Source organism: Prauserella salsuginis (genome assembly GCF_024648885.1).
Taxonomy (GTDB): Bacteria; Actinomycetota; Actinomycetes; order Mycobacteriales; family Pseudonocardiaceae; genus Prauserella; species Prauserella salsuginis.
The window spans coordinates 130574-153400 of the sequence record NZ_JANBBF010000013.1; the positions used below are offsets into that span (position 1 = coordinate 130574).

At 70.2% G+C, this 22827-nt stretch carries 23 protein-coding genes; 13 read left to right on the top strand and 10 right to left on the bottom strand.

Annotation, left to right across the window (positions count from 1 at the left end; translation table 11 throughout):
• Positions 1-4: 4 nt before the first annotated feature.
• Positions 5-421 (bottom strand): CBS domain-containing protein, encoded by a 417-nt coding sequence (locus LY40_RS20950; protein ID WP_183779930.1) that lies wholly within the window; start codon positions 419-421, stop codon positions 5-7.
• A 43-nt stretch (positions 422-464) separates the two neighbouring features.
• Entirely contained in the window at positions 465-1499 is a 1035-nt protein-coding gene (locus LY40_RS20955; RefSeq protein ID WP_258937915.1) for a baeRF2 domain-containing protein, read from the bottom strand.
• Positions 1500-2077: 578 nt separating this feature from the next.
• Here LY40_RS20955 and LY40_RS20960 point away from each other — a divergent pair.
• The 3 genes from LY40_RS20960 to mbp1 all read left to right on the top strand — a co-directional run bounded on the left by LY40_RS20960 (position 2078) and on the right by mbp1 (position 3683).
• Positions 2078-2554: a DUF6292 family protein gene (locus LY40_RS20960; protein ID WP_258937916.1), complete on the top strand. Its 477-nt coding sequence runs from the start codon at positions 2078-2080 to the stop codon at positions 2552-2554.
• Between the two features lie 521 nt (positions 2555-3075).
• Complete coding sequence (locus LY40_RS20965) at positions 3076-3285, top strand: DUF2795 domain-containing protein (protein WP_183779923.1); 210 nt, start codon at positions 3076-3078, stop codon at positions 3283-3285.
• A 149-nt stretch (positions 3286-3434) separates the two neighbouring features.
• Positions 3435-3683: a microaggregate-binding protein 1 gene (gene mbp1, locus LY40_RS20970; RefSeq protein WP_183779921.1), complete on the top strand. Its 249-nt coding sequence runs from the start codon at positions 3435-3437 to the stop codon at positions 3681-3683.
• Between the two features lie 147 nt (positions 3684-3830).
• On the opposite strand, the gene LY40_RS20975 is transcribed toward mbp1, so the two are convergent.
• The 5 genes from LY40_RS20975 to LY40_RS20995 all read right to left on the bottom strand — a co-directional run bounded on the left by LY40_RS20975 (position 3831) and on the right by LY40_RS20995 (position 8817).
• Complete coding sequence (locus LY40_RS20975; RefSeq protein ID WP_183779919.1) at positions 3831-4568, bottom strand: GAF and ANTAR domain-containing protein; 738 nt, start codon at positions 4566-4568, stop codon at positions 3831-3833.
• The gene (locus LY40_RS20980; protein WP_258937917.1) at positions 4565-4993 is read right to left on the bottom strand and encodes an STAS domain-containing protein; all 429 of its coding nucleotides are present in this window, start codon (positions 4991-4993) and stop codon (positions 4565-4567) included. The genes LY40_RS20975 and LY40_RS20980 overlap by 4 nt, the downstream gene beginning before the upstream one ends.
• Positions 4994-5375: 382 nt before the next feature.
• Positions 5376-6248, bottom strand: coding sequence for a 1,4-dihydroxy-2-naphthoate polyprenyltransferase (locus LY40_RS20985; protein WP_258937918.1), 873 nt, complete (start codon positions 6246-6248; stop codon positions 5376-5378).
• Positions 6249-6576: 328 nt separating this feature from the next.
• A complete protein-coding gene (locus LY40_RS20990; RefSeq protein WP_258937919.1) occupies positions 6577-7815 on the bottom strand; it encodes an AMP-binding protein in 1239 nt (412 codons plus the stop codon).
• Positions 7816-7893: 78 nt separating this feature from the next.
• The gene (locus tag LY40_RS20995) at positions 7894-8817 is read right to left on the bottom strand and encodes a 1,4-dihydroxy-2-naphthoyl-CoA synthase (RefSeq protein WP_183779912.1); all 924 of its coding nucleotides are present in this window, start codon (positions 8815-8817) and stop codon (positions 7894-7896) included.
• A gap of 48 nt (positions 8818-8865) precedes the next feature.
• Between LY40_RS20995 and menD the strand changes: the two genes are divergently transcribed.
• Together menD and LY40_RS21005 are read left to right on the top strand one after the other, a co-directional pair.
• Positions 8866-10572 (top strand): 2-succinyl-5-enolpyruvyl-6-hydroxy-3-cyclohexene-1-carboxylic-acid synthase, encoded by a 1707-nt coding sequence (gene menD, locus LY40_RS21000; RefSeq protein WP_183779909.1) that lies wholly within the window; start codon positions 8866-8868, stop codon positions 10570-10572.
• A 250-nt stretch (positions 10573-10822) separates the two neighbouring features.
• On the top strand, positions 10823-11293 hold the full coding sequence (locus tag LY40_RS21005) for a DUF3592 domain-containing protein (RefSeq protein WP_258937920.1): 471 nt from the start codon (positions 10823-10825) through the stop codon (positions 11291-11293).
• A gap of 99 nt (positions 11294-11392) precedes the next feature.
• On the opposite strand, the gene LY40_RS21010 is transcribed toward LY40_RS21005, so the two are convergent.
• A complete protein-coding gene (locus LY40_RS21010) occupies positions 11393-12220 on the bottom strand; it encodes an inositol monophosphatase family protein (RefSeq protein WP_258937921.1) in 828 nt (275 codons plus the stop codon).
• A gap of 319 nt (positions 12221-12539) precedes the next feature.
• On the opposite strand from LY40_RS21010, the gene LY40_RS21015 reads away from it, so the two are divergent.
• The 6 genes from LY40_RS21015 (at position 12540) to LY40_RS21040 (ending at position 18435) form a co-directional block, all read left to right on the top strand.
• On the top strand, positions 12540-13658 hold the full coding sequence (locus tag LY40_RS21015; RefSeq protein WP_183779903.1) for a glycosyltransferase family 4 protein: 1119 nt from the start codon (positions 12540-12542) through the stop codon (positions 13656-13658).
• Between the two features lie 25 nt (positions 13659-13683).
• The gene (locus LY40_RS21020) at positions 13684-14835 is read left to right on the top strand and encodes a glycosyltransferase (RefSeq protein WP_258937922.1); all 1152 of its coding nucleotides are present in this window, start codon (positions 13684-13686) and stop codon (positions 14833-14835) included.
• Positions 14836-15059: 224 nt separating this feature from the next.
• On the top strand, positions 15060-15554 hold the full coding sequence (locus LY40_RS21025; RefSeq protein WP_258937923.1) for a hypothetical protein: 495 nt from the start codon (positions 15060-15062) through the stop codon (positions 15552-15554).
• Complete coding sequence (locus LY40_RS21030) at positions 15551-16198, top strand: DUF3558 domain-containing protein (protein ID WP_258937924.1); 648 nt, start codon at positions 15551-15553, stop codon at positions 16196-16198. Before LY40_RS21025 ends, LY40_RS21030 begins: the two co-directional genes overlap by 4 nt.
• An 80-nt stretch (positions 16199-16278) precedes the next feature.
• A complete protein-coding gene (locus tag LY40_RS21035; protein ID WP_258937925.1) occupies positions 16279-17691 on the top strand; it encodes a hypothetical protein in 1413 nt (470 codons plus the stop codon).
• 6 nt (positions 17692-17697) lie between these two features.
• Entirely contained in the window at positions 17698-18435 is a 738-nt protein-coding gene (locus tag LY40_RS21040; protein ID WP_258937926.1) for an ESX secretion-associated protein EspG, read from the top strand.
• A gap of 59 nt (positions 18436-18494) precedes the next feature.
• Here LY40_RS21040 and LY40_RS21045 read toward each other — a convergent pair whose 3' ends face one another.
• A complete protein-coding gene (locus LY40_RS21045) occupies positions 18495-20033 on the bottom strand; it encodes a class I adenylate-forming enzyme family protein (RefSeq protein ID WP_258937927.1) in 1539 nt (512 codons plus the stop codon).
• Positions 20034-20147: 114 nt separating this feature from the next.
• On the bottom strand, positions 20148-21116 hold the full coding sequence (locus LY40_RS21050) for a phosphotriesterase family protein (protein ID WP_258937928.1): 969 nt from the start codon (positions 21114-21116) through the stop codon (positions 20148-20150).
• Between the two features lie 123 nt (positions 21117-21239).
• Here LY40_RS21050 and LY40_RS21055 point away from each other — a divergent pair, with 123 nt between their 5' ends.
• A complete protein-coding gene (locus tag LY40_RS21055; protein WP_183779883.1) occupies positions 21240-21845 on the top strand; it encodes a QsdR family transcriptional regulator in 606 nt (201 codons plus the stop codon).
• A 168-nt stretch (positions 21846-22013) separates the two neighbouring features.
• Positions 22014-22727 carry a class I SAM-dependent methyltransferase gene (locus LY40_RS21060; RefSeq protein ID WP_183779880.1) on the top strand — a complete coding sequence of 238 codons (714 nt, stop codon included), beginning with the start codon at positions 22014-22016 and terminating at the stop codon, positions 22725-22727.
• The last annotated feature ends 100 nt before the right edge of the window (positions 22728-22827 follow it).

A 22827-nucleotide genomic window follows, 5' to 3' on the forward strand; every position in this document is an offset into this window, starting at 1 on the left:
ACGCTCACTCGGCGGAGAGCGCTGCGACCAGTTCGCCGGTGGCGTCCTGCGGCAACGCGCGGGCGACATCCGCGATGCTGATCATCCCCACGAGCCGGTCGTTGTCGATCACCGGGAGTCGCCGTACCTGGTGCCGGGTCATGGTCGCCAGCACTTCGTCGGCGGAGTCGTCGGCGCCGATCGTGACCGCTTCCGCCTGATTGAGGTTGCCGGCCGGGAAGGTTCCGGCGTCCCTGCCTTGGCCGACCACCTTGACGGCGATGTCGCGGTCCGTGACGACTCCTTTGAGCTTGTTGTCCGGACCGCAGATCGGCACGGCACCCACGCGGTGCCGCGCCATCAGCCGCGCGGCGTCCGCCGCGGTCTGGTCCGTGTCGACGCATTCGACGCCGCTGGTCATGATTTCTCGTGCCGTCGGCATTGCTATCTCCTTTCTGCGATTCGCATCGCCGCCGCCGGTGTTGTCAGAAGTTGACGGGGTAGCGCAGGATCGCGCCCACGCCCGCGTCGAGCTCGGTGCCCGTGGCCACCAGGTCGACGGCTGCGTCGGTGTCGCTGCAGGTCTTCAGTAGGAACGCCTCGCGGGTGGCCTCCCTGCCGGGTTCGAGCAGGAGTGTCTCGACCGCGCCCATTTCAGCCGCGCGCGCGACGGACTGTGCGCCCTGTGCGGCGAGCTCGTGTGCCAACGCCGCCTGCCATTGCTCGCTGCGCTGACTGGCGTTGTGTTCGCTCGTCCTCTCGGCGATGGCAAGGAGTTCGTCGGTGAGCGCACTGTCGGACTCCTTGGCGCCGTCACCGCCACGGTCCGTTTCGGACAGAATGTCGCCGAGTTCGTCGGGCAGTTCGGCTCGGATTGCCTGGCGGCCCTGGGTTTCCCCGGCCAGCACGAGGGCGTGCGGTTGGAAGTTCGAGCTGATCTTGCGCAGCCGCTCGACGACGTCCTTCGCGTTCTGACTGGCCGCTTCGTCGGCACGGCGCTGGATCCGGCCGTGCGATTCGCCTTGGCCCCGCGGCTTGTGCACTTGTTCGTTGGCGCTGCCCTCGATGTCGTCGGCACGTACTTCACGTGGTTCGTGCTGTTCCGCGATCACCAATTGGCGCACCGTTGCGCCCTTCTGGCTTGCCGTGACCACGAGTTCCCGAATCGCACGTGCGTGCTCGCGCACGTAGGAACCCAGGTCGGGAAGCTGTTGCCAGACGGCGCCGTCGCCGGTTCCGAGTGCCGCGTCCCAACGCGCGTGCAACGTGACGCCGTCCTCGTTCGCGACCAGTATTCTCCCGTTTGCCTGTTCTTCCCCGGAGAGCGCGGCCGCCAGTGCGTCGTCGAGTGCCTCGAGCGCACTCTCCGCCGCACCCTGGGAATGCAGCCGCTCGCGCAACTCGCGCCAACGCAGCCGCGTCTGCTCTCTGGCGTCCTCCGCAGGGGAGCGGCCCTCCAGGTAGACCGTGGCGAACGGTCCGGGTTGTTCGTACACGTGCCGCAGCGCGGCCAACCTCATGCGAGCCTCCATACGTGTCAGGGCCGATTGGTACCCGAGAAAGGGCGGATGCAAACGTCGATCGGACATCGCGGGAAGTGGCGCATCGGCAGTGCCGTGCGCATCGGGAGTTGCGCTCACCGTCCGGGCGTCACGACCTGGCCGGGCTCGCGGACCGCACCGCACCGGGCTTATCGGATGTGCCGGGCTTGTCGGACGTGCCGGATGTGCCGGGTCCCGCGGTGCGCGGCGCACGCTTCGACCGCGCGGGGATCTAACTCCGACCGTAAAGCATTCGCGCCTCTGGCGCGACGGGTCCTCCGGCGTGCAGGGAATGACCGGTGGTGTCGCGGTCCTCGTCGCCCGCCGGAACCGCCGAACCCGGCCGATCGATTCACGGGTAGATGCCGACAAGCGAGCGCGCTACGTCGACAACGCGCTGAGTGGATCGTGGGAGCGATACGCGGAATCGGGTAATCTCGAATCCACCAGTGGAACACCAGCTGGATCGGAACAGTATCGATGCGGGATACCGTTCGGTTCGGCTCAGGTGGAGCTCCCGGGGTCCCGTCATCGATGTGCTGGAGAGGAGCGCGTCGATGGAACCCCGCGCTGAATGGGGATTGCGCAGATACATCCACGCGGTGGCGGCGGGTCTCGGACTCGGCCCGGAGTCGACCTGGTGTGAGCTCGATGTCGGAGCGCGCGCCTACGTGGCCCTGGAAAACCGACTGCCGTGGGTACCGGACCGCGATGCCGCGCTGGTGTGGAATGCGAGCCACGGTTGGGCGGTCGGTGTCGAATACGGTGGTGCGGCCACAGTGCTCGCCTTGAGTTATCGCGGCGCCCCACTGCTTCCGTCTCCGGGTGATGTGGTCGCCTTCGTCAAGAAGGCGTTCGCGGGCGTCCCTGTCGGGTCGGCATCACCGTCCGAACTGGACTGTCCGGATCTTCGACGGCAGCTGGAGCGCTACGCCTCTGCGGAGTCGTGCCAGGGATTGCGCCGAGTCAGCTGCACGGCGGTCGACAGCGGTGCGAGCGTGGCAGCGGGTTGCACCACCGATTTCCGGTGGTAATCTATGGACAACAGCGCGTCAGTTGAATGCTTCGCGGCCAGCTGGCGGGGGTTTTCGGAAGACGGACGACGTTCGCCGTACGGCCGCGTTTTCTGATTGCGATACTGTACCTGCGCTCGTCTCTTATCCGTGTCCGATCTCTTAACCGTGTCCGAGCCCTGGTCTCCGGGTAGCAGCTTCCTGCAGTGGTGCGCCGGACAGCGCACACACTCGTCTGCTGTGGACGGGAACGCGATCGCACTACGGCAGCGGTTCACGCTGTCGGGCCGCCGGCCCGAGCGGCTGCGGACTCCCTGCGACTACGGAATCCCTGCGGTTACGGAATACCCCAGCGTTTCTCGAATGCCGTGATCGTGTCATTTCGCGATGAGTCCGAAAAGGATCATTGCTGTGGAAGGGATCACTACGCGGATAGGAGGGATTCGTACGTCCGGAATTCGTCGAGCACTGCGACGTCAGCCCACTGCCCGACACCGCAACCGACACCGACACCGACACCGACACCGACAAGAGGAGGGTCGATGACCGATGCAGACGACCGCCGGGTACGCAAGGCCATTCAAGGCGTGCAGTTTCCGGCCGACAAGGAAACCCTCGTGGCCTACGCCCAGGAACGTGACGCCGATCCACGGACCCTGCGGGCATTGCGTGCACTGCCCGAGCGCGACTACGGAAACGGCGACGAGGTGGCTAGGGCCGTGCCCCAGCGGCCCGAGCAGACGTCCGGTTGACGTCCGTGTGGAATTCCGCTCTCCGCGGCGCGGGGTGCTGCGGAGAGAGCAGCGACACGTCGAGGTCTGTCTCGGCTGTTGCCGCGAGCACCGATCGCTGACCCACCGGGCGTCGAGCGGCGTCCGGCCCGACGAAAGGAGTATCGATCATGGTGGAGAACCGTGACCGCGACCAGGCCGACGGCATCAAAGGTGCCGTCGAATCCGTGAAGGGCCGCCTCAAGCAAGCGGCGGGCACCGTGGCGGGCCAGGACTCGCTGGAACGCGAGGGGCAGCAACAGCGGGAGAAGGGACAGGCACAGCAGGAGGCCGAGCGCAAGGAGGCCGAGGCCGAGCAGGCCCGGCAGCGGGCCGCCGAGAGCGAAACCCGCGAACGGCGCGAGCAGGACGAGAAGTAGCGGTCACCGCCGTCGGCTCCGGTCAGCGGACCGGCGGCGGTAACCGACACACGCCGGCGGCGACGCCGGGCCCGGGCCTCGCCTGGCGCCGGCATGTCGCGGAGCCGGGCGGCGAACACGGCCGCGTCGGCGCCGCTGCCGGGCACATCAGCGTTGCTGTGTCTGGCTGCGGACGACCTCGGCGGCAATGTCGCGGAGTTTGACGTTGCGGTTCTGGCTGGCTTGCCGCAGCAGCTTGAAAGCGCCGTCGGCATCGCAACCCTGTTGCGCGATGAGGATTCCTTTGGCCTGGTCGATGACTTCACGAGAGGTGAGGACCTGTTCGAGCTGGTCACCCAGTTCCTGCTTGTCGGCGTGCTTGAGCAGGCACCACAATGCGCTCGCGGCCAGGTCGGCGACGAGCTGACCGAGAATGAACGACGGGCCGAACACCTCGTCGCGCTTGGCGTAGAAATTGAGCGAGCCGAGTACCTGGTCGCCGGCGATCAGCGGGATGGACATCGACGATCCGACGCCCCGTGCGGCCGCCCGGCCCGGGTAGTCACCCCAGCGGTGTTCGCTGTCCATGTCAGTGACGAGGACGGGTTCCCGATCACGCATCGCCTGCATCGCCGGGCCGTCCTCCGCGGAGTACTGCAGCTCCTCCAAATCGGAGTACTCGGCCTCGGCGCGGAGTATGGAGATCGGCCCACCGTCGCGCACGACCGTCACCCCGCACGCGTCGACGTCGTCGGCCGCTCGGACGGCGAGCGTGGCGGTCTTCCAGATCACCTCGTCGATCGCGTCGGTGCTGAGCATGATCCTGGGCAGCGTCCCCAGTCCCGCGACCATGTCGGCGACAGTCGTCGGAGCGGATTCTCCGTTCGCGCTGTCCGGTGCGTTCATCCTCGTGGTCCTCCAGCCACTGCCGTACTACCGTTCTGCGCGGTCGTGCTGTCGGAGGACGAGTCGTCCGCGAGCAGGTGCTCGAGCTGCGCAGCGCGTAGTCCGCGCTCGACCGCACGCGCACCGCCCGAGACTACGCGCAATTCGATGCCCAGCAACGTTGCACGGTCGGCGGCCTGCGCGAGTATGCGCAGACCGTCGACGCACAGGAAGCTGACGGCGCTCAGGTCGACGACCAGTGGGCCGGCCGCTTCGTCGAGACGGCTGAAGATCGTGTCGGCAGCTGCCGTGACGGAGAGTTGGTCGATCTCTCCTTCGAGACGGACTACGTCCCGGCCACGGGGTTCGGAGTCAACAGCGGGCGGCACCGACGAGCCGGCCGACTGCGGAAACGAGGCGTTTCCTCCCGAGATGGATACGGACAACAAGTCTCCTTTCGGATACCTTGGCAGGCAGCCGCGGAGCCGGTCGTCCGAAAACAGGGCCGTTCGAACACTGGAACGTTCGAACACTGGGCCGTCGGAGTGCTGGGCCGTCCGAGCACTGGGCCCTTCGAACACTGGGCCCTTCGAACACTGGGCCGTCCGAGTGCTGGGCCGTCCGAACATCTAGTACGAGATCGCCAGCGGCCACCCGCAATGGGTAGTGAGCCGGCTGGCGTTTTCAACCGTGCCGCTTATTATACCGCATTCACAACCGGGTGGCGGCCGACGTCGAGGCCGGGTGGGTGCGCGCGGCGTGGCTAAAGGAGGAGCGGCTGGGACGAACCGATTCCGGCCGGTCCCTGCCGCCCCGAAGGCGGCGAGCTCACGCGAAAGCGAGGGCCCCTCCGGCGAGGACGGCCCACGCCAACATCGCCAGACCCGTATCGCGCAGCACCGGGACCAGGTCCAGACCGGTGCGGCCACCAGCGACCACCCGGACCGGGTTGACCAACAGCAACACGGCAGCCAGCGCGATGAACGCCAGCGGATGCGCCAGCCCGAGAGCCACCGTCACCACGACCGACACCGCGGCCAACGCGACGTACAGCCAGCGCGAACGCGTGTCACCGAGCAGCACCGCCAGGGTCCGCTTGCCCGACTCGGTGTCGGTCGGAATGTCGCGCAGGTTGTTGGCCACCAGCACCGCCGACGACAGCGCCCCCACCGCGACCGCGCATCCCAGCGCCTCCCAACTCACCGTGGACGCCTGGACGTACACGGTGCCCAGCACGGCGGCCAGGCCGAAGAACACGAACACGGTGACCTCGCCGAAGCCCTTGTAGCCGTACGGGCTGCGCCCGCCGGTGTAGAACCACGCCGCGGCCAGGCACATGCCACCCAGCAGTAGGAGGCGCCAGTGCCCCGTCGCGATCACCAGGGCCAGGCCGAACACCGCGGCCGCCCCGAGGCAGGTCACGGCGGCCGTCAGCACCTGGATCGGCAGTGCCGCGCCCGAACCGACCAGCCGCAGCGGGCCGACGCGGTCGGCGTCGGTGCCGCGCACGCCGTCGGAGTAGTCGTTGGCGTAGTTCACGCCGATGATCAGAGCCAGCGCGACCAGCAGGGCCAGCAGGGTCCGCCACCACGAGAATGCCCCCAGCTGCGCCGCCGCGCCGGCGCCGGCCAGGACGGGTGCGACGGCGTTGGGCAGCGTGCGCGGACGTGCGCCTTCGATCCACTGTGCGACTGTCGCCATGACCGCATTCTTTCGCGAGCCGTATGCCGCGCCATCGGCAGGCCGGGCGTAGCCCCCGGGGGCACTTTGGTTGCATTCAACGCAACCAAAGTGCCCTTGGGGGCAATTCAGCGCCCTCCCTCAGCCCGGCCATCGCCAACTCTGCTGGAACGCCGTCCGGCGCGTACGGTCATGATCGTCCGACCTCACGCAGCGCGAATCCGCGTTCCCGACGTCCCCAGCCGACTCTGATGCGCCTTCCCGAGCGGCCCGTCGTCGAGCGGGCCGGAGGACAGCGAGCGGTCGGCAGGGTCGACGAGCATCCGGAAGCCGTAGCGCTCCAGTCGGTTCAGTCGTCGAAGACGGCGCGGACGGCGGCACGATCGACCTTGCCCGGGCCGATCAGCGGCAGTTCCGGCAGCTGCCGCAGCAGCTTCGGCACGGCGGCACGGCCGAGGCGTTCGCGGACGAGCGCACGCAGCTGCTCGTCGAGATCGTCGCGCGGCTGCGCACGGCCAGTCCGGTCGCCGGGCGCCTCATCACCGGCTGCCGGCTGGGCGGGGCCCGGCTCGCGGGGTTCCGGCACGATCACGGCCGCGATCCGCTGTCCCCACTCGGCGTCCGGCAGCGCCACGACACAGGCTGCGCGGACCTCCGGGTGGGCCGTCAGCGCCGCCTCGACACCGGCCGCGGGCACCTTCACACCGCCGGTGTTGAGCATGTCGTCGACCCGGCCGAGGACGACGAGGGCGCCGTCGTCGTGGAACGAGCCGACGTCGCTGGTGCGCAGCCACCCGTCGGCGGTGAACGCGTGCGCGGTGAGCTCGGGGCGCAGGCGGTAGCCGTGGCTCAGCGTCGCGCCCGAGAGCTCGATGCGGTCGCCGTCGCCCAGCCGGACGGACACGCCTTCCAGCGGGAACCCGTCGTAGACGCAGCCGCTGGCCGTCTCGCTCATGCCGTACGACGACACGGCCCGCACGGCCGCGTCCGCCGCGCGCCGGGCCAGTTCGTCGTCGAGCCGGGCGCCGCCGAGGACGATCGCGTCGTAGGCCGCGGCGGCGTGCACGGCGTCGGGGCCCGCGGCGAGCAGCCGGGCGAGCTGGGTCGGCACGAGTGCGGTGTAGTACGGCCCTTCGGAGTGTGGGCCGGGCGCGCCGAGCAGTTCGTCGGTCGCGGCAACGAAGGCGTCGGGGCGGAAGCCGCCCGCGATGTCCAGTGTCGTCGGCGGGCAGCCCGCGAGCTGTGCGCGCGTGAGGACCTGTAGTCCTCCGACGTAGTTCGCGGGAGTGGCGAGCAGCCAGCGGCCGGGGCCACCGAGCCTGGCGTGCGTGGCGCGCGCCGAAGCCAGCAGCGCCGACGCCGACAGCAGTACGCCCTTCGCCTCGCCCGTCGACCCGGACGTGGGGATGATCACCGCGGTGTCCGGTTCGACCGGTTCGCCGGGGGCCATGGCCTCGCGCAGGCTCTCGGCTCTCGGACTGCGCGGGTCCAGCGGCAGCAACGTCTCGCCGCCGTCGAGTGCGCTGCGCAACGCCTCGTCGAGCGCTGCGACCGATGCGGGCGAACCGTCCGTGAACACGACCTGCACCGCACCAGCGTAGGCCGCGCCGCTGCGGACCGTGTTCACCCGGCACCGCCCGTGCCGGGTGAACGGTGAGCCCGCGCGTCAGTAGTAGTACGGGTGGTCGGTCCAGTCGGGGTCGCGCTTCTCGAGGAACGCGTCCCGGCCTTCGACCGCCTCGTCCTGCATGTACGCCAACCGTGTCGTCTCGCCGGCGAACAGCTGCTGACCGACGAGACCGTCGTCGATCAGATTGAACGAGTACTTGAGCATGCGCTGGGCCGTGGGCGACTTGCCGAGCACCTTCAGCCCCCACCGCAGGGCGGTCGACTCGAGCTCGGCGTGCGGCACGGCCTTGTTGATCGCGCCCATCGCCTCTGCATCGTCCGCGGAGTACGCCTCGCCGAGGAAGAAGATCTCCCGTGCCTTCTTCTGCCCGACCTGCCGCGCCAGGTACGCCGAGCCGAACCCGCCGTCGAACGACCCGACGTCGGCGTCGGTCTGCTTGAACCGGCCGTGTTCGGTCGAGGCGAGTGTGAGGTCGCACACCACGTGCAGCGAGTGCCCGCCGCCCGCGGCCCAGCCGGGAACGACGGCGATGACGACCTTCGGCATGAATCGGATCAGCCGCTGCACCTCGAGGATGTGCAGCCGGCCCGCGCGCGCCGGGTCGACCGTGTCGGACGTCTCCCCGCTCGCGTACTGATACCCGGCCCGGCCCCGAATACGCTGGTCACCACCGGAGCAGAACGCCCAGCCGCCGTCCTTGGGCGACGGGCCGTTGCCCGTGATGAGTACACAACCGACGTCGGAGCTGGTCCGGGCGTCCTCCAGCGCGCGGTACAGCTCGTCGACGGTGTGCGGGCGGAAGGCGTTCCGCACGTCCGGGCGGTCGAACGCCACCCGGACGACGTGCTTGCCCGAGCGGCTCTCGGTGGAACGGTGGTAGGTGATGTCGGTGAAGTCGAACCCTTCGACGGGTGTCCACGAAGCCGGGTCGAACAGTTCGGATACCTGGGTGTCATGCACGCCTGGGACAATAGGCCGTTCCACCCGTACAGCCGAGGGGGCTCGCACGTGAACCCTTCCACCGCACAGGCGAGGGTCATCGTCGACGAGCTGGTGCGCAACACCGTGTCGCACGTCGTGCTGTGTCCCGGATCGCGCAACGCACCGCTGTCGCTGGCGCTGTCCGACGCCGAGGCCGCGGGCAAGCTGACGCTGCACGTGCGCATCGACGAACGCGGCGCCGGATTCCTCGCGCTGGGGATCGCCGCGCGCACCGGACGTCCCGTCGCCCTCGTGTGCACCTCCGGTACGGCCGCCGCCAACTTCCATCCCGCGGTGCTCGAGGCCGACCGCGCCGGGGTGCCGCTGATCGTGCTCACCGCCGACCGTCCACCGGAACTGCGCGCGGCCGGTGCCAACCAGGTCATCGACCAGCAGCACCTCTACGGCGGCGCGGTGCGCTACTTCGACGAACTCGCCGTGGCCGAACGCCGCGCCGGGCAGAACGCCTACTGGCGCAGTCAGATCTGCCGCGCCTGGAACGCGGCGTACGGCGAGTGGCGGTGCGGTCCGGTCCACCTGAACGTGCCGTTCCGCGAACCGCTCGTGCCTGACGCCGACGACGGCGGTGGCGGCGCGGCGGGCGGTGTCGCGGGCGGCGCCGAGTGGTACGAACCGCTGGACGGCAGGCCCCGCGGCGCGCGGTGGACCGAATTGCCCGAGTACGGCGCCCTGCCGTCCTTCGTCGTGCCGTCGGCGCGGCAGGGGCTGGTGATCGCCTGTGACGCCGGGGTGCACGCCGCGAGCGAATGGGCGGCCGAACACGGCTGGCCCGTGTTGTCGGAGACCGGCGGGCTCGGCCTGGGCGGTGACACGGCCATCCCGGGCGGTCCGTGGCTGCTCGGCGTCGAGGAGTTCCTCGCCGAGCACAAACCGGAACAGGTGCTGTGCATCGGCAGGCCGACGGTGTTCCGCCAGGTGCAGCGGCTGCTGTCGGACCCGGCCGTCGAGGTGCTGCTCGTCCGTCCCGATTCGGACTGGCCGGCGCCCGCTCACAACGTGCGCCAGGTGGGGCAGTGGTTCGACGCGCCGACGAAACCGTCCGACCCGGAGTGGCTCGCGCGCTGGCAGTGTGCGGACGCGGCGGCCGTCGAGGCGGTCCGCGACACCCTGGGCCGGGAGCCGTGGCCCAGCGGGCTGCGGGTCGCCCAGGAACTGGTGCACGGCCTGCCGCGGGATTCGCTGCTCGTGGTGGGTTCGTCGAACCCGGCACGCGATGTCGCGCTCGTCGGCGGCAGGCGACCGGACGTGCTGGTGCACCGCAACCGCGGAGTCGCGGGCATCGACGGCACCGTGTCCACCGCCATCGGCGCCGCCTGCGTACACCGCGGGCCGTCGTACGCGCTGCTCGGTGATCTGACGTTCCTGCACGACAGCAACGGCCTGCTCCTCGGCCCCGCCGAGGACCGCCCCGACCTGGCGATCATCGTCGTGAACGACGACGGCGGCGGCATCTTCTCGCTGCTCGAACAGGGCGCGCCGGAACACCGCGACGGGTTCGAGCGGATCTTCGGCACCCCGCACGGTGCCGACCTCGCCGCACTGTGCGCCGCGTACGGCGTGCCCCACCGCACGGCGGACGACCTCGAGCAGTTCCGCGCCGCGCTGGCCCCCGAACCGGGCCTGCGGGTCATCGAGGTGCGAGCCGACCGCAGCCGTCACCGCGATCTGCACGCCGCGTTGCGGGAAGCGGTGACGGCGGCCGTCTCCCGCTGAGCCGGTACCGCGTGTGCAACGACCTGTGGAACGCCGACCGGGCGTGCGGCAGGGCGCCCCCAAGGGCACTTTGGTTGCATTCAACGCAACCAGAGTGCCCCTGGGGGCAACCACCAGGTGCGCCCACGGCCGCCGTCGCTGCCCGACGTCGGGGGCGCGTGGCCCCGGTGGGTGTCGAGCCGGTGGTGGTCGTCTCTCGGCGTGGGTGGTGGAGGAAGACGGGCTGGCGGGAGAACTAGGATCACGTGCCGTGACCCCTTCCGATCCGCGCAGGCAACGCGCGTGGCGCATCGGCGCGTGGGCCGTGCTCGGGCTCGCGCTGCTGATCACACTCGAATGCGCCGTCCTGTCCGCGGGCGCGTGGGTCAATGACCGGGACATCGCCGAGAACCACGGGGCCGCGGTCGCGCAGGTCGAACAGGTCACCTGGGACCGCACCCTCATCCGCTTCGACACCCCCGACGGCGAATCGCACAACCCCGACCTCGGCGTGCTGTACCCGGAGGGACTGAGCCAGGGACAGCTCGTGCGCGTCGAGTACGACACCACCGAACCGGACCTGGTGAAGGTCGCGGGCCGCACGTGGGTGCTCACGCTGCTGCCGACGGGCACGACGGCGCTGTTCACCTGGCTGGTCGCCGGGCCGCTGCTGTGGTTCCTCCGGCGGCAGGCGGGCGGCCGGATCATGCCGCGCCGCCGCCGTAGGCAGGCCGCGGCCTGACCTGTCAGTCCCGGCCTGTCGCTCTCGGTCCTGTTACGCCGGTCCTCGCCTGCATCGCCGTGCCCGGCGCCGGGCACGCTCCGGCCGAGTGCCGCGCGGTCAGTCCTGGCAGCCCGACCACCAGGAGAGGACCTCGTCGGCCACGTCCGGTGCCGCCACGAGCACCCCGTCGAGCGGCAGGGTCGCACCGCTGCCGCGGCGGTCGAGCACCACGGCGCCCGCCTCCACGGCCACCCCCAGCGCGCCCGCGACGTCCCATTCGCGGTACCCGTGCAGCACCGCGGCGACCGCGTGGCCGAGCGCGACCTGGGTGACGGCCAGCGCCGACGAGCCGAGCACGCGCGTGCCCGTGTGCGCGGCCGCGGCGCTCTCCAGGAACCCTGACAGGCCCGGCCACGCACTGCCGCCGCTCAGCTCCGTGCACACGATCGACCCCGCCGTGCGGGTGCGTCCCGGCACCCGCACGAGCGAGCCGTTGGCGCGTGCCCCACGTCCGCGTCCCGCGGTGTAGATCTGTCCGCGGTACGGATCCGCCACCACGCCGACGACCGGGCCGTCCGCGTCGACCAGCGCGAGACTGTAGGAACACCACGGGATGCCCGCCACATAGTTGGCGGTGCCGTCCACCGGATCGACCACCCAGCGGTACTCGGCGTCCTCCGATCCCGTGTCGTCGCCGTACTCCTCGCCGACCACGGGGATGTCGGGAAACTCCGCCGCCAGCACCCGCCGGGTGTGCCGTTCCAGGGTGCGGTCGGTGTCGGTGACCCAGTCGAACGGCGATTCCTTCGTGGTCGGCCGTGCGCCGCGGCCCGCCGTCGCGGTGATCACGTCGGTGGCATCGGTGGCGAGCCTGCCCGCCACCTCCAGAGCCTGGGAGAGCAGGCCGGGGTCGACCGGGCGCAGCGTTCGGGACGAGAGGGTCATGCCGCTTCAATGTGGCGGCCGCGAGTGTCCTGCATGCGACGTGCAGATGACACCCCGCTCGCGATCCGACGACGACTCGACCGGGGGAAGGGCGTGGGGAGCTCCCGCGGGAGCCCCCAAGGGCACCTTGGTGGCGTTGAACGCCACGAGGGTGCCCTTGGGGGCGTTGAACGCCCCGAATCTTCCCCTCGCGACTGCTCGCTCCCCTCTCGACGGCTCACTCCGGCGATACGGCACCGGCGACAGTGTTCGGCGACCGTTCCACGGCGCGTTACGCGCGGGTAGTGGGACGGCCGTCGGGGCAGGCGACGCTGGGGCCGTGCGCGTTGCCATCGTCACCGAGAGCTTCCTGCCGCAGGTGAACGGCGTGACCAACTCCGTGCTGCGGGTCGTGGAGTACCTGACGGCCCGCGGTGACGACGTGCTGGTTGTCGCACCGGGTGCCGGACCGGAGGAGTACTGCGGTGCGCCCGTGGTGCGGGTGCCCGCGGTGGACCTGCCCGTGGTCAACACGTTGCCGGTGGGCGTTCCCACCCGAACCGTGCTGACGGCGCTGGCGGCCTTCGGCCCGGACGTGGTGCATCTGGCTTCGCCGTTCGTGGTGGGCGCGCGGGGGCTGGCGGCCGCCCGCAGGCTCGGCGTGCCGACGGTGGCGGTGTACCAGACCGACATTCCCGGGTTCGCCGAGGCGTACGGCCTCGGGCTCGGCGCCAGGGCGGCGTGGCGGTGGGTGCGCAGGCTGCACTCGCGGGCCGACCGCACGCTGGCGCCGTCGTCGGATTCGGCGCACCAGCTGCGGCTGCACGGCGTGCCGCGGGTGCACCGCTGGGGCAGGGGCGTCGACGTCGAACGGTTCGACCCGGCCCACGGCGACCCCGGCCTGCGCGCCGAGCTGGCACCCGGCGGCGAACTGCTCGTCGGCTTCGTCGGCAGGCTCGCCCCGGAGAAGGAGGTCGGCAGGCTGACCGCGCTGGCGGACGTTCCCGGGGTGCGGGTGGTGATCGTCGGGGACGGGCCCGAGCACGAGTCGCTGCGGGAGGCGCTGCCCGATGCGGCGTTCCTCGGGGTGCGGTACGGCGACGAGCTCGCCCGCATCTACGCGAGCCTCGACGTGTTCGTCCACACCGGACCGCACGAGACGTTCTGCCAGACCGTGCAGGAGGCGATGGCCTCCGGCCTGCCCGTGATCGCGCCCGCGGCGGGCGGCCCGCGCGACCTCGTCGACCACGGCCGAACGGGGTATCTGCTCCCTCCCGACCACGGCGCGTTCACCCGCGTGCTGCCCGGCGCGATCGACGACCTGCGGGATCGGCGGCAGCGCACCCGGCTCGGCGAGGCGGGCCGGGCCGCGGTGCTCGGCCGCACGTGGCCCGCCGTCTGCCGGAAACTGACGGGCCATTACGACGCGGTTCGCGGCCAGATCCTGCGAGCCGCGTGAGGGCCGCCCGGGGATGCGCGTGGTCGTGGCCGGTGGCAGCTGCCGGGAATTCGCAGCGGCAGGGTCGAGTCACATCGTCCAGCTCGCCAACTTCTACGGGCCACGCTCCGGCGGCCTGCGCACGGCGCTGCACCACCTCGGCGCGGGCTACGTCGCCAGCGGACATCGCGTGACGCTCGTCGTGCCGGGGCCGGGCCACGACGACACGACCCTGCCGAACGGGGTGCGCAGGCTGACGCTGCCCGCACCGCGGATCCCGGGCACCGGCGGCTACCGGGCCGTCGATCCGCTGCGGGTGCGTACGCTGCTGCGACAGCTCCAGCCGGACCTGCTGGAGGTGTCGGACCGGTTGACGTTGCGCGGCATGGGCGCGTGGGCACGGGAGCACCAGGTGCCGAGCGTGGTGATCTCACACGAACGACTCGACCGCCTGCTGCAACAGTTCCTGCTGCCGCGGCCGCTGGCCGAGCGGGTCGCCGACGCCGCGAACCGTCGCATGGCGCGTCACTACGACACCGTCGTGTGCACCACGACGTTCGCGCGCGGCGAGTTCGACCGCATCGGCGCACCGAACGTGCGGCGCGTGCCGCTCGGCGTCGACCTGGCCACGTTCACCCCGGACCGGCGGGACGGCGAATGGCGGCGCGACCTGGCGGCGGGCGCCGACGCGCTCATCGTCCACTGCGGACGCCTGTCCCCCGAGAAGCACGTGGAACGCAGCGTGGACACGGTGGCCGAGCTGACCGAGTCGGGGGAGAACGTGCGGCTGGTGATCGCGGGGGACGGTCCGCGGCGGCGAGCTCTGGAACGCCGTGCGCGCGGGCTGCCCGTGCGGTTCCTCGGTCACCTCCCGCGGCGCGACGACGTGGCGCGGCTGCTGGCGAGCGCCGACGTGTCGCTCGCGCCGGGGCCACACGAGACGTTCGGGCTGGCCGCGCTGGAGGCGTTGGCGTCCGGCACGCCGGTGGTCGTGTCCGAGTCGTCGGCGCTGCGGGAGATCGTCGAACCGGGCTGCGGCGCCGCCGTGGCCGACCGCGCCTGCGCGTTCGCGGGCGCGGTGACCGGCCTGCTCGGCAGCCCGGAGCCGGTGCGCAGACGGCTGGCGAGGGCACGGGCCGAGGAGTTCACCTGGCCCCGCTCCGTCGACGGCATGCTGCGTGTCCTGACCTCCGCGTGAGGCGCGACCGGTGGTCTGAGCGGTGGTCCGACTGGTGGGCTGATCGAGTGGTGCGGGCCGCGCCGCGGAACGTGCCTCCGGAACAGCCGTCGAAGGTACGGCAGGTGGGTACGCGGCCCGTGTGGTTCCGGTCGCGATATCCGGTATTCCGGCCCCGGTCGGTCAGCGTTCCGTTACGCTGGGCCGCCGCACGACCTGACGTGAACAACGGGGGAGGGTCCGTCATGGCCGAGGGCGACAACGTGGGCGCCGCTGCGTTCGCCGGCGCCGAAGCCAGTGCGAGCGGCAGCACCAAGGACGGCGGGTTCTGGGATCAAGCGACTTTCGCGGTCAAGGGCGCCAAGGGCACCGCGACCGCCGACGGCTGGGCGATGGGCGCAGTGACCTCGGGAGCGGTCGCCGGGGGATTCATGATGGACCCGGAGACCGCCGAAGGCATGGTCCGCAAAGGCAAGTGGATCGCGAACCAGATGCGTGAAAATTATCAACGAGCCGGGACACTGATCCACAGCGACCCGCCCGCCACGGACACGGCCAGCCTGGCGTTTCAGTCGGTTGCACGGGGGATGTTCGAGCTGGGCTCGGATGCGCTGAAGGCCCAGTGGCAGCGCTATACCGATATCGCCGAGAAGCTGCAGAAGGCGCTTGACGTGTACCACGAGGTGGACGAGCAGGCGGGTAAGGACGCGAAGAAGTCCAGTGGAGGGATGTTCGGTTGAGGTACCTGGTCAGGTCCGCGGCGTTGGCCGCCGTGGCGATGGTGGCGACGGCGTGTTCGGGCGGTGAGTCCAACGGCCAGGCGCAGCCCGAGCCCTCCAGTCCCTCCTCGACCGCGTCCGCCGCACCGAGCAGTGCTGCGGACGGCGGCCAGGAACTGCCGCACAGCGGTGCGCCTGCCGTCACGAACCCGCTTCCGAAGTCTGTCCTCGACGGTGATCCGTGTACCGATGCGCTGACGAAGGCGCAGGCCAAGAATTTCTTCGGCGACGCAGTCACGAGCAAGGATGATGATTCGCAGGACCTTGGGCCGGGATGTAGCTGGTCGAATGACGACGCTATGGCGGGGTTCACGCTGAACTACGACGTCAATGTTGGCCAAGGGTTGAGCGCGGTGTACGCCAATAGCAAACCAAAGGTGGACAACTTCGCCGAGATCGGTCCGATCGGAGGCTTTCCCGCGGCCCAGTACTGGGATGACGGGCAGAAGCGCAACTGCAATACGTTCGTCGGTTTGGCTGACGAGTACGGCCTGGTCATGAGCCTGACCATCGGAACTGATAGCGCTGAACAAGGCGACGATCCGTGCGAGGCTGCGCGCACCGTGATGGATCGGGTCGTGGGCAATCTGAAGGCGAAAGCCTGAACCGTACGAATCTGGCATGATGCCGCGTAGTGAGGATTGCCGCGGGACGTAGCAGGACTGCGGGGCACAGGGGGAACACGATGGGGAAGTTGTTCGGACCCCAGGACGAGTTGGCCGACCAGAAGGCGAAGATCCTGCTGGAGCAGGTCAACCCGTTCTCGGGGTCGATGGACCTGCACGAGCTGGTGCGCCGTGTCCGCGAGGGGGACGCGGCGAAGTGGCAGACCACGGCCGAGGAGATGTTCGGCGTCGCAGCCGGCAACGAGGAGGCCGCCAACGCGGGGCGGGAGATGCTCCAGTCGTTGGAGAGCTCCTGGTCCGGGGAAGGCGCCGACGCCGCCTCCCAGGCCATCGGTTCCAGCATCAAGGTGACGCAGGACGCGGCCGACATCTACCAGCGCAACTCTGACCACCTCGGAACGAACTCGGGGCAGTTCGAGGACATCAAGAACCGGCTTCCCGACGTGCCGGCCAAGGAGCCCGAGACGGGCGCCTGGGACACCATCACGCCATGGGACACCGACGCCGAGGACGCGGCCAACAAGTACAAGGCCGACGTCGAGGCCGCCCGGTCGATGTACTCCGGCTACGAGGGCAATATCCACCGGTCCGCCTACGACATGCAGGCCGACTTCGGGCAGATGAAGGACCTCGGCGGCGACTTCGGGTCCATGGAGCGTGGCGGCTCCGACTCCGGCTCCGACTCGGGCTCGGGAGTCATCGACATTCCGGGCTCCGGTGAAGGCGGCGACACGAGTCGTCCCGGCGGTTACGACGGTTCGGTCGGCGGTGGTCCGGAGCGGGGTGGCACGTCCGTCCCGCCCGGTGGCGGATACCAGTCGCCGACCGGCCCGAACTCGCCGAACGACAACACCGGCACCTCCGGCTACACGCCGCCGAGCACGGTGACCCCGCCCGCGGCGAACTATCCGTCCCCGAACGCCCCCGGCGGTGCGCCGGGCAACACCGGTTTCGGCCCGAACGGTGGCGGCCCCGGCACGGGCTTCGGCCCGACAGGGTTCGGCCCGAGGGGCACACCGGGAACGAGTGGGTTCGGCCCCGGCGGTTCGTCGAGCGGAGGCGCGGGCGGACGGTTCTCGGCGCCCGGCATGGGACGCGCGGGCGGCTATTCCGGTGGCGCGGGTGGCTACTCCGGCGCAGGCGCCGGAGGTGGCGGCGGCGCGCCCGGCTCCGGTGCGGCACCGGGTTCGGGCAAGATGACCGGCGCGTCCCCCGGCGGCTTCGGCCCGACCGGTTCCGGCGGGGCGGCCGCCGCGGGCGGTGGTTCGGGTGCCGGCGCCGGTGGTCGTGGCGGCGGAATGATGGGCGGCATGGGCGGCGCGGGCCGCGGCGGCCAGGGCGGCGACGACGAGGAACACCAGCGCAAGTACCTCGCCGACACCGACGAGGCGTTCACGCTGACCGACGAGGGCGAGGTACTGCGCGACCCGGTCACGGGCCACGTCGTCACCCCGCCCACCATCGGCGAGTGACCCGGCATGGCCGTATTGCACCGCCCCGTCGTGATTCGGCGGGAGACCCTGCTGCGCGTGTGGGAACTCGAAGGGCTCGGCGACACCCACCCGGTTCTCGGCGCGCGCACGAAGTACGTGCCCATGGATCTCACGGGCGAGACGAACCGCGAATGCTTCCGCGTGCTGGAAGAACTGGGACTCGCCGAGGGTGAAACGCCCACCCGGGAATTCCGCGTCGCACTGCGGGTGCTCAATTCACCGATCCGGGACCTGTACTGCTACAGCGAAACCGCCCGCGGGAAAGTCCGGTTCGCCGCCGCGTCCGGCGGTGGCGTGACCGTCGGGGTGCAAGTGGACGGTGACCTGGTGACGCTCGCGACCGCCGGCGAGAACGACCTGATCGACGGTTTTCTCTCCGAGCTTCCCGAATTCCGGCCCGCGTCGATCCCACCGCTGCACACCACGAAACAGGATTTCGCGCAGCGCGACGAGAACCACGACATGTTCGCCGCGAAACAGAGCCCGGAAAAGCAGCTCGAGGACGCGATGAAGGCACCGCGGCTGGGCGTGCACCAGGTGTACGTCGGGGGCCGCATGTCCGACGGCCGCTACCGCAGCAGTAAACCGTTCACCGTCATCGACATCCGGGATCGGGGACGTGTCGTCACGTTCGCCGACCCCGGCGGTGGACTCCACTGCCTGCCGGGCGATGCCGGCACGTTGACGAAAACGTTCCTGGCGACCTGGCAGTCGCTGCCCTGACCGGGAGGTCGGACCTCGGCGGCGGGGCCGCCGGGTCCGTGCCACGGTCCTCGGGGACGTCACCGCAGGGGATCGCCCCATTCGACGTCCTTGCGCAACCGGTCCTTGATCAGCTTGCCGCCGGGGTTCCGCGGCAACGGCTGGTCGGAGACCACCACGTATTGCGGGATCTTGAACTCGGCCAGCTGCTCGCGGCAGTGTTCGATGACCGCGTCGACGTCGATCCGCTCACCGCTGCCGTGGATCACCGCGCCGACCTTCTCACCCATCACCTCGTCGGCCACGGCGACCACGGCGGCCTCGGCGACGCCGGGTGCGGCCGCCAGCGCGGCCTCGACCTCGATGCTGGAGATGTTCTCGCCGCCCCGGTTGATGATGTCCTTGATCCGGTCGACGATGTGCACGCGTCCCGCGTCGTCGACTCGGACGACGTCGCCGGTGTGCAGCCAACCGTCCACAATGGTCGCCGCATCGGCTTCGGGGCGATTCCAGTAGCCACGGGTCACGTTGGCGCCGCGCACCACCAGTTCGCCCACCGTGGGGTCGTCGCCGACGGGTGCGATGCCCAGTCGGACCGATGGGACCGCGTACCCCACCGAGTCGGCGTGATCGACCGCTTCGTTATCGGGCAGGATCGTCATGAGCGACGCCGTCTCGGTCATGCCGTACCCGTTGAACACCTGCGCGCCGGGGAACGCCCGCTTGAGCGAGGCCACCAGCGAGGGTTCGATCGGCGCACCGCCGTAACCGACCCAGCGCACGCCCGAGACGTCCGCGCCGGCGAACGCATCGTGCCGCAGCGCCAACGCGTACACCGCTGGCACGGTGACCAGCAGCGAGATGCGTTCCTCCGACACGGCGGAGATCAGCTCCCCGACGTCCAGCGACGGCATGATGACCGCGGTGCCGCCGAGGTGGACGGCGGTCAGCAACTGCGAGTTGCAGCCCGTCACGTGGAACAGCGGCACCGAGATCAGCGTCCGCAGTTCCTCGCCCACGTCGCGTGGGACGCCGAGGCCGCGAGCCATGTTCTCGGCGTTGGTCACGAACGCCTCGTGTGTGGTCGGCACTCCCTTGGGCTTGCCGGTCGTGCCGGAGGTGTAGAACAACGCGGCCACGTCGTCGGCCGTCGCATACTCGGTGACGTACGGTTCGCCGTCCGGCAGCGGCACATCGCCTGCGAGGTCCACCGCCGTTCCGGAGTCGGACAGGATGAAGTCGACCTCCGGCTGCGCCGAACGCGTGTTGACAGCGACCGCCACGGCGCCCGCCATCACCGCTCCCCAGAACGCCAGCACCCAGTTCGTGCCTGCCGCGTAGCGAACCGCCACGCGGTCACCCGGGCCGACACCGCGCGCCCGCAGTCCTCCGGACACGCGGGATGCGCGGTCCCACAACTGCCGGTAGGTCAGCCGCTCCGCGCCCAGCTCCACCACGGCCTCGCTGTCCGGGCGCGTGTCGACCTGCGCCCTGAGCAGGTCGAGCAGGGTCGCCGGCAGGTCGTCGTAGTGCGGCTCACCGTCGCGCCGCGACACACCGTCGGTCGGGAACGGGTTGTGGCTGCGTGGAATCTCGATCACTGCCGGACGGGTAGTCATCGTCGCTGTCCCTCCTCGATCAGAACCCGACACTGCCGGCGACGCCGTCGCGATCCCGCGTCGTCCACGTCTCGTACGGTCGCGCGCGCCTCGTGCGAATCTCGTCCGACGGGCTCATTCGAAGTACCGCCGCGGATTCCGCACCAGCATCGTGTCGATCTGTTCGTCGGTGACCCCGCGCTCACGCAGCGCCGGCAGCACGTCGTCGCTGATGTGCGTGTAGATCCAGTTGGGGACCGTCTCCGCCTTCGCCTCCTCGGAGAACCAGTCGATGAAGCACGACGCGTCGTGCGAGAGCACCATCTTCTCGGTATAGCCGCGCTTGGCGAGTTCGGCCACGGTGTCGACGCGCTGTTCGAACGGCAGCAGCACATCCAGTCCGAATCGGTCCATGCCGAGATACGACCCGGCGTCGGCCAGCGCGCACAGGTAGTCCAGGTCGGTGCTGTCGCCCGAGTGCCCGATGACGACCTTGCTCAGGTCCACGCCCTCCTCGGCGAGCACCTTCTGCGCGACCAGCCCCGACTGCGTGTGGACGTTGGTGTGCACGGTGATCGGCACGCCCGTCTCGACGTGTGCCTGCCCGACCGCCCGCATCACGCGTTCCACGCCCGGGGTCAGGCCCTGCTCCTCGATCGCGCACTTCAACAGCCCCGCCTTGACCCGTGTTTCGGCGATTCCCTCGCGAATGTCGGTCACGAACAGCTCGACCATCGGCTCCGGCCGGTCGAACAGCAGCCCCGGACCGGTGTAGTGGAACTGGAACGGGACGTCGTTGTAGGTGTACAAGCCGGTCGCGGCGATGATGTTGATGTCGACCTGCTCGTTGATCCGCTGAATGCGCGGGATGTAACGGCCGAGGCCGATCACGGTCGGGTCGACGATCGTGTCGATTCCGCGGGACCTGCACTGCTGCAGTTTGTCGACCGCGTCCGCGACCCGGCGGTCCTCGTCCCAGCGGTTCGGATAGTTCGGGTAGTTCTGCCGCATCTCCTCGCCCAGCACGAACACGTGCTCGTGCATGAGCGTGTTCCCCAGCCGATCGACGGGTACCGGACCGCGGACGCTCGGGACCTCCGTCATCTGAATGCCTCCTCGTTGAAGCGCACGATGCACCGCGGATCATGTATCGCGGATCACATCGGGACAGTCGGCAAGTTTGTCCTGGCAGTGACACACAGTCAAGGTTTGTCCCATACTCGCTCCATGAGCGACCTGCAGAACCGGTCGGGCGCACGCCTCGGCACCCAGCTGAGCCGACGCGCTGTCGTCGACGCCGCGACGCGTCACTACTTGGCCTGCTCACCGCTGGACATGTCCGCACTCGCCACCGAGCTCGGCATCGGCCGATCCACGCTCTACCGGCTGGTCGGCAACCGCGAAGAACTCATCGCCACCGTGCTGGCCGAACAGACCGAGCTCACGTTTCAGCGCACGGCCGCCCGGGTCGCCGCGGCCGAAACCGGAGCCGACCGCGTTCTCGCCGTGCTGGGGCGGTTCATGCGCGCCGTGTCCGACGCGGCGCCGCTGCAAGCGCTGTCGAAGCGGGAGCCGCTGCTGTTCGTCCGCGTCGCGCTCATGCCGGGGCCCGTCGAACACACGTCGACGCGGCTGGTCGCAGAGCTGCTGACGCAGGAACACGCCGCGGGCAGGCTGGAACTGACGCTGCCACCGGACGTCCTCGGACAGGCCATCATCCGCATGTGCGACGCACACCTCTACGCACCGCTGCTCGGCAAGCCCGAGCCCGAGATCGACACCGCGCTCAACCTGGCCGCCGCCCTGCTCGGCATCCCGCCGCGCACTCCGTAGACCACGGGCGCTCGGCGGATACGCCGCACGCGCCCCAGAACCCGGGCCCAGACCCGCCCGTCTCCCACCACCGCCCAAGGAGACACGCTCCGCGTGGCCGCATACGCCCGCCCGTCTCCCACCGCCACCCAAGGAGACACGCTCCGCGTGGCCCCCTACTCTCGAACCATGTCTCGTGCGTCGCTGGACAAGGACCCTCGCGAGGTCGCCGCCATGTTCGACGGTGTCGCCGCGGGCTACGACCGTGCCAACTCGGTGATGACGTTCGGCTTCGACCGGCGCTGGCGGACCACCACGGCCGGAGCCTTGGACGCACGCGAAGGCGAGCGGGTGCTCGACCTGGCCGCGGGCACCGGCGTGTCCACCGAGGAGTACGCCCGCGACGGTGCCTGGTGCGTCGCGGCCGACTTCTCCCTCGAGATGCTCCGCAACGGCCGCGACCGGGGCCTGCCGATGATCGCAGCGGACGCGCTCCGCCTGCCGTTCGCCGACGAATCCTTCGACGCCGTGACCATCTCCTTCGGGCTCCGCAACTTCGTCGACACCAAGGCCGCACTCGTCGAGATCATGCGGGTCGTCAAGCCCGGTGGCAGGCTCGTGATCTGCGAGGTGTCCACGCCGACGTTCGCGCCGATCCGATTCGTGTACCGGAAGATCGTTCTGCGGCTGCTGACCTGGCTCGGCCGTCGCGCCGCCTCCAACCCCGAGGCGTACGGCTACCTCGCCGAATCGATGCTGACCTGGTACGACCAGCGCTCACTCGGCGAGGTCATCGCCTCGGCAGGCTGGACGCAGGTCGAATGGCTCAACCTCACGTTCGGCGCCGTCGCCATCCACCGGGCCCGCAAACCCGAGTCGCAGCAGCTCCCGGAGCTCTCGTAACCCGACCTGGCCCCTGCGTGGCAGGACTCGTGTTAAGCATTGCGGGGCCCGTGTCGCGGTTCCCGGGGCCGGTGTCGTGGTTCCCGGGGCGCGTGGTGCG

Excerpts from the sequence above, each read along its gene's own strand:
- LY40_RS21060 (WP_183779880.1), top strand. The coding sequence starts at position 22,014 with ATGTCTCGTGCGTCGCTGGACAAGGACCCTCGCGAGGTCGCCGCCATG.
- LY40_RS21055 (WP_183779883.1), top strand. The coding sequence starts at position 21,240 with ATGAGCGACCTGCAGAACCGGTCGGGCGCACGCCTCGGCACCCAGCTG.
- LY40_RS21025 (WP_258937923.1), top strand. The coding sequence starts at position 15,060 with ATGGCCGAGGGCGACAACGTGGGCGCCGCTGCGTTCGCCGGCGCCGAA.
- LY40_RS20985 (WP_258937918.1), bottom strand. The coding sequence starts at position 6,248 with ATGGCGACAGTCGCACAGTGGATCGAAGGCGCACGTCCGCGCACGCTG.
- LY40_RS20965 (WP_183779923.1), top strand. The coding sequence starts at position 3,076 with ATGACCGATGCAGACGACCGCCGGGTACGCAAGGCCATTCAAGGCGTG.
- LY40_RS20955 (WP_258937915.1), bottom strand. The coding sequence starts at position 1,499 with ATGAGGTTGGCCGCGCTGCGGCACGTGTACGAACAACCCGGACCGTTC.
- LY40_RS21040 (WP_258937926.1), top strand. The coding sequence starts at position 17,698 with ATGGCCGTATTGCACCGCCCCGTCGTGATTCGGCGGGAGACCCTGCTG.
- LY40_RS21035 (WP_258937925.1), top strand. The coding sequence starts at position 16,279 with ATGGGGAAGTTGTTCGGACCCCAGGACGAGTTGGCCGACCAGAAGGCG.
- LY40_RS21045 (WP_258937927.1), bottom strand. The coding sequence starts at position 20,033 with ATGACTACCCGTCCGGCAGTGATCGAGATTCCACGCAGCCACAACCCG.
- LY40_RS21010 (WP_258937921.1), bottom strand. The coding sequence starts at position 12,220 with ATGACCCTCTCGTCCCGAACGCTGCGCCCGGTCGACCCCGGCCTGCTC.
- LY40_RS20960 (WP_258937916.1), top strand. The coding sequence starts at position 2,078 with ATGGAACCCCGCGCTGAATGGGGATTGCGCAGATACATCCACGCGGTG.
- LY40_RS20975 (WP_183779919.1), bottom strand. The coding sequence starts at position 4,568 with ATGAACGCACCGGACAGCGCGAACGGAGAATCCGCTCCGACGACTGTC.
- LY40_RS21050 (WP_258937928.1), bottom strand. The coding sequence starts at position 21,116 with ATGACGGAGGTCCCGAGCGTCCGCGGTCCGGTACCCGTCGATCGGCTG.
- LY40_RS20950 (WP_183779930.1), bottom strand. The coding sequence starts at position 421 with ATGCCGACGGCACGAGAAATCATGACCAGCGGCGTCGAATGCGTCGAC.
- mbp1 (WP_183779921.1), top strand. The coding sequence starts at position 3,435 with ATGGTGGAGAACCGTGACCGCGACCAGGCCGACGGCATCAAAGGTGCC.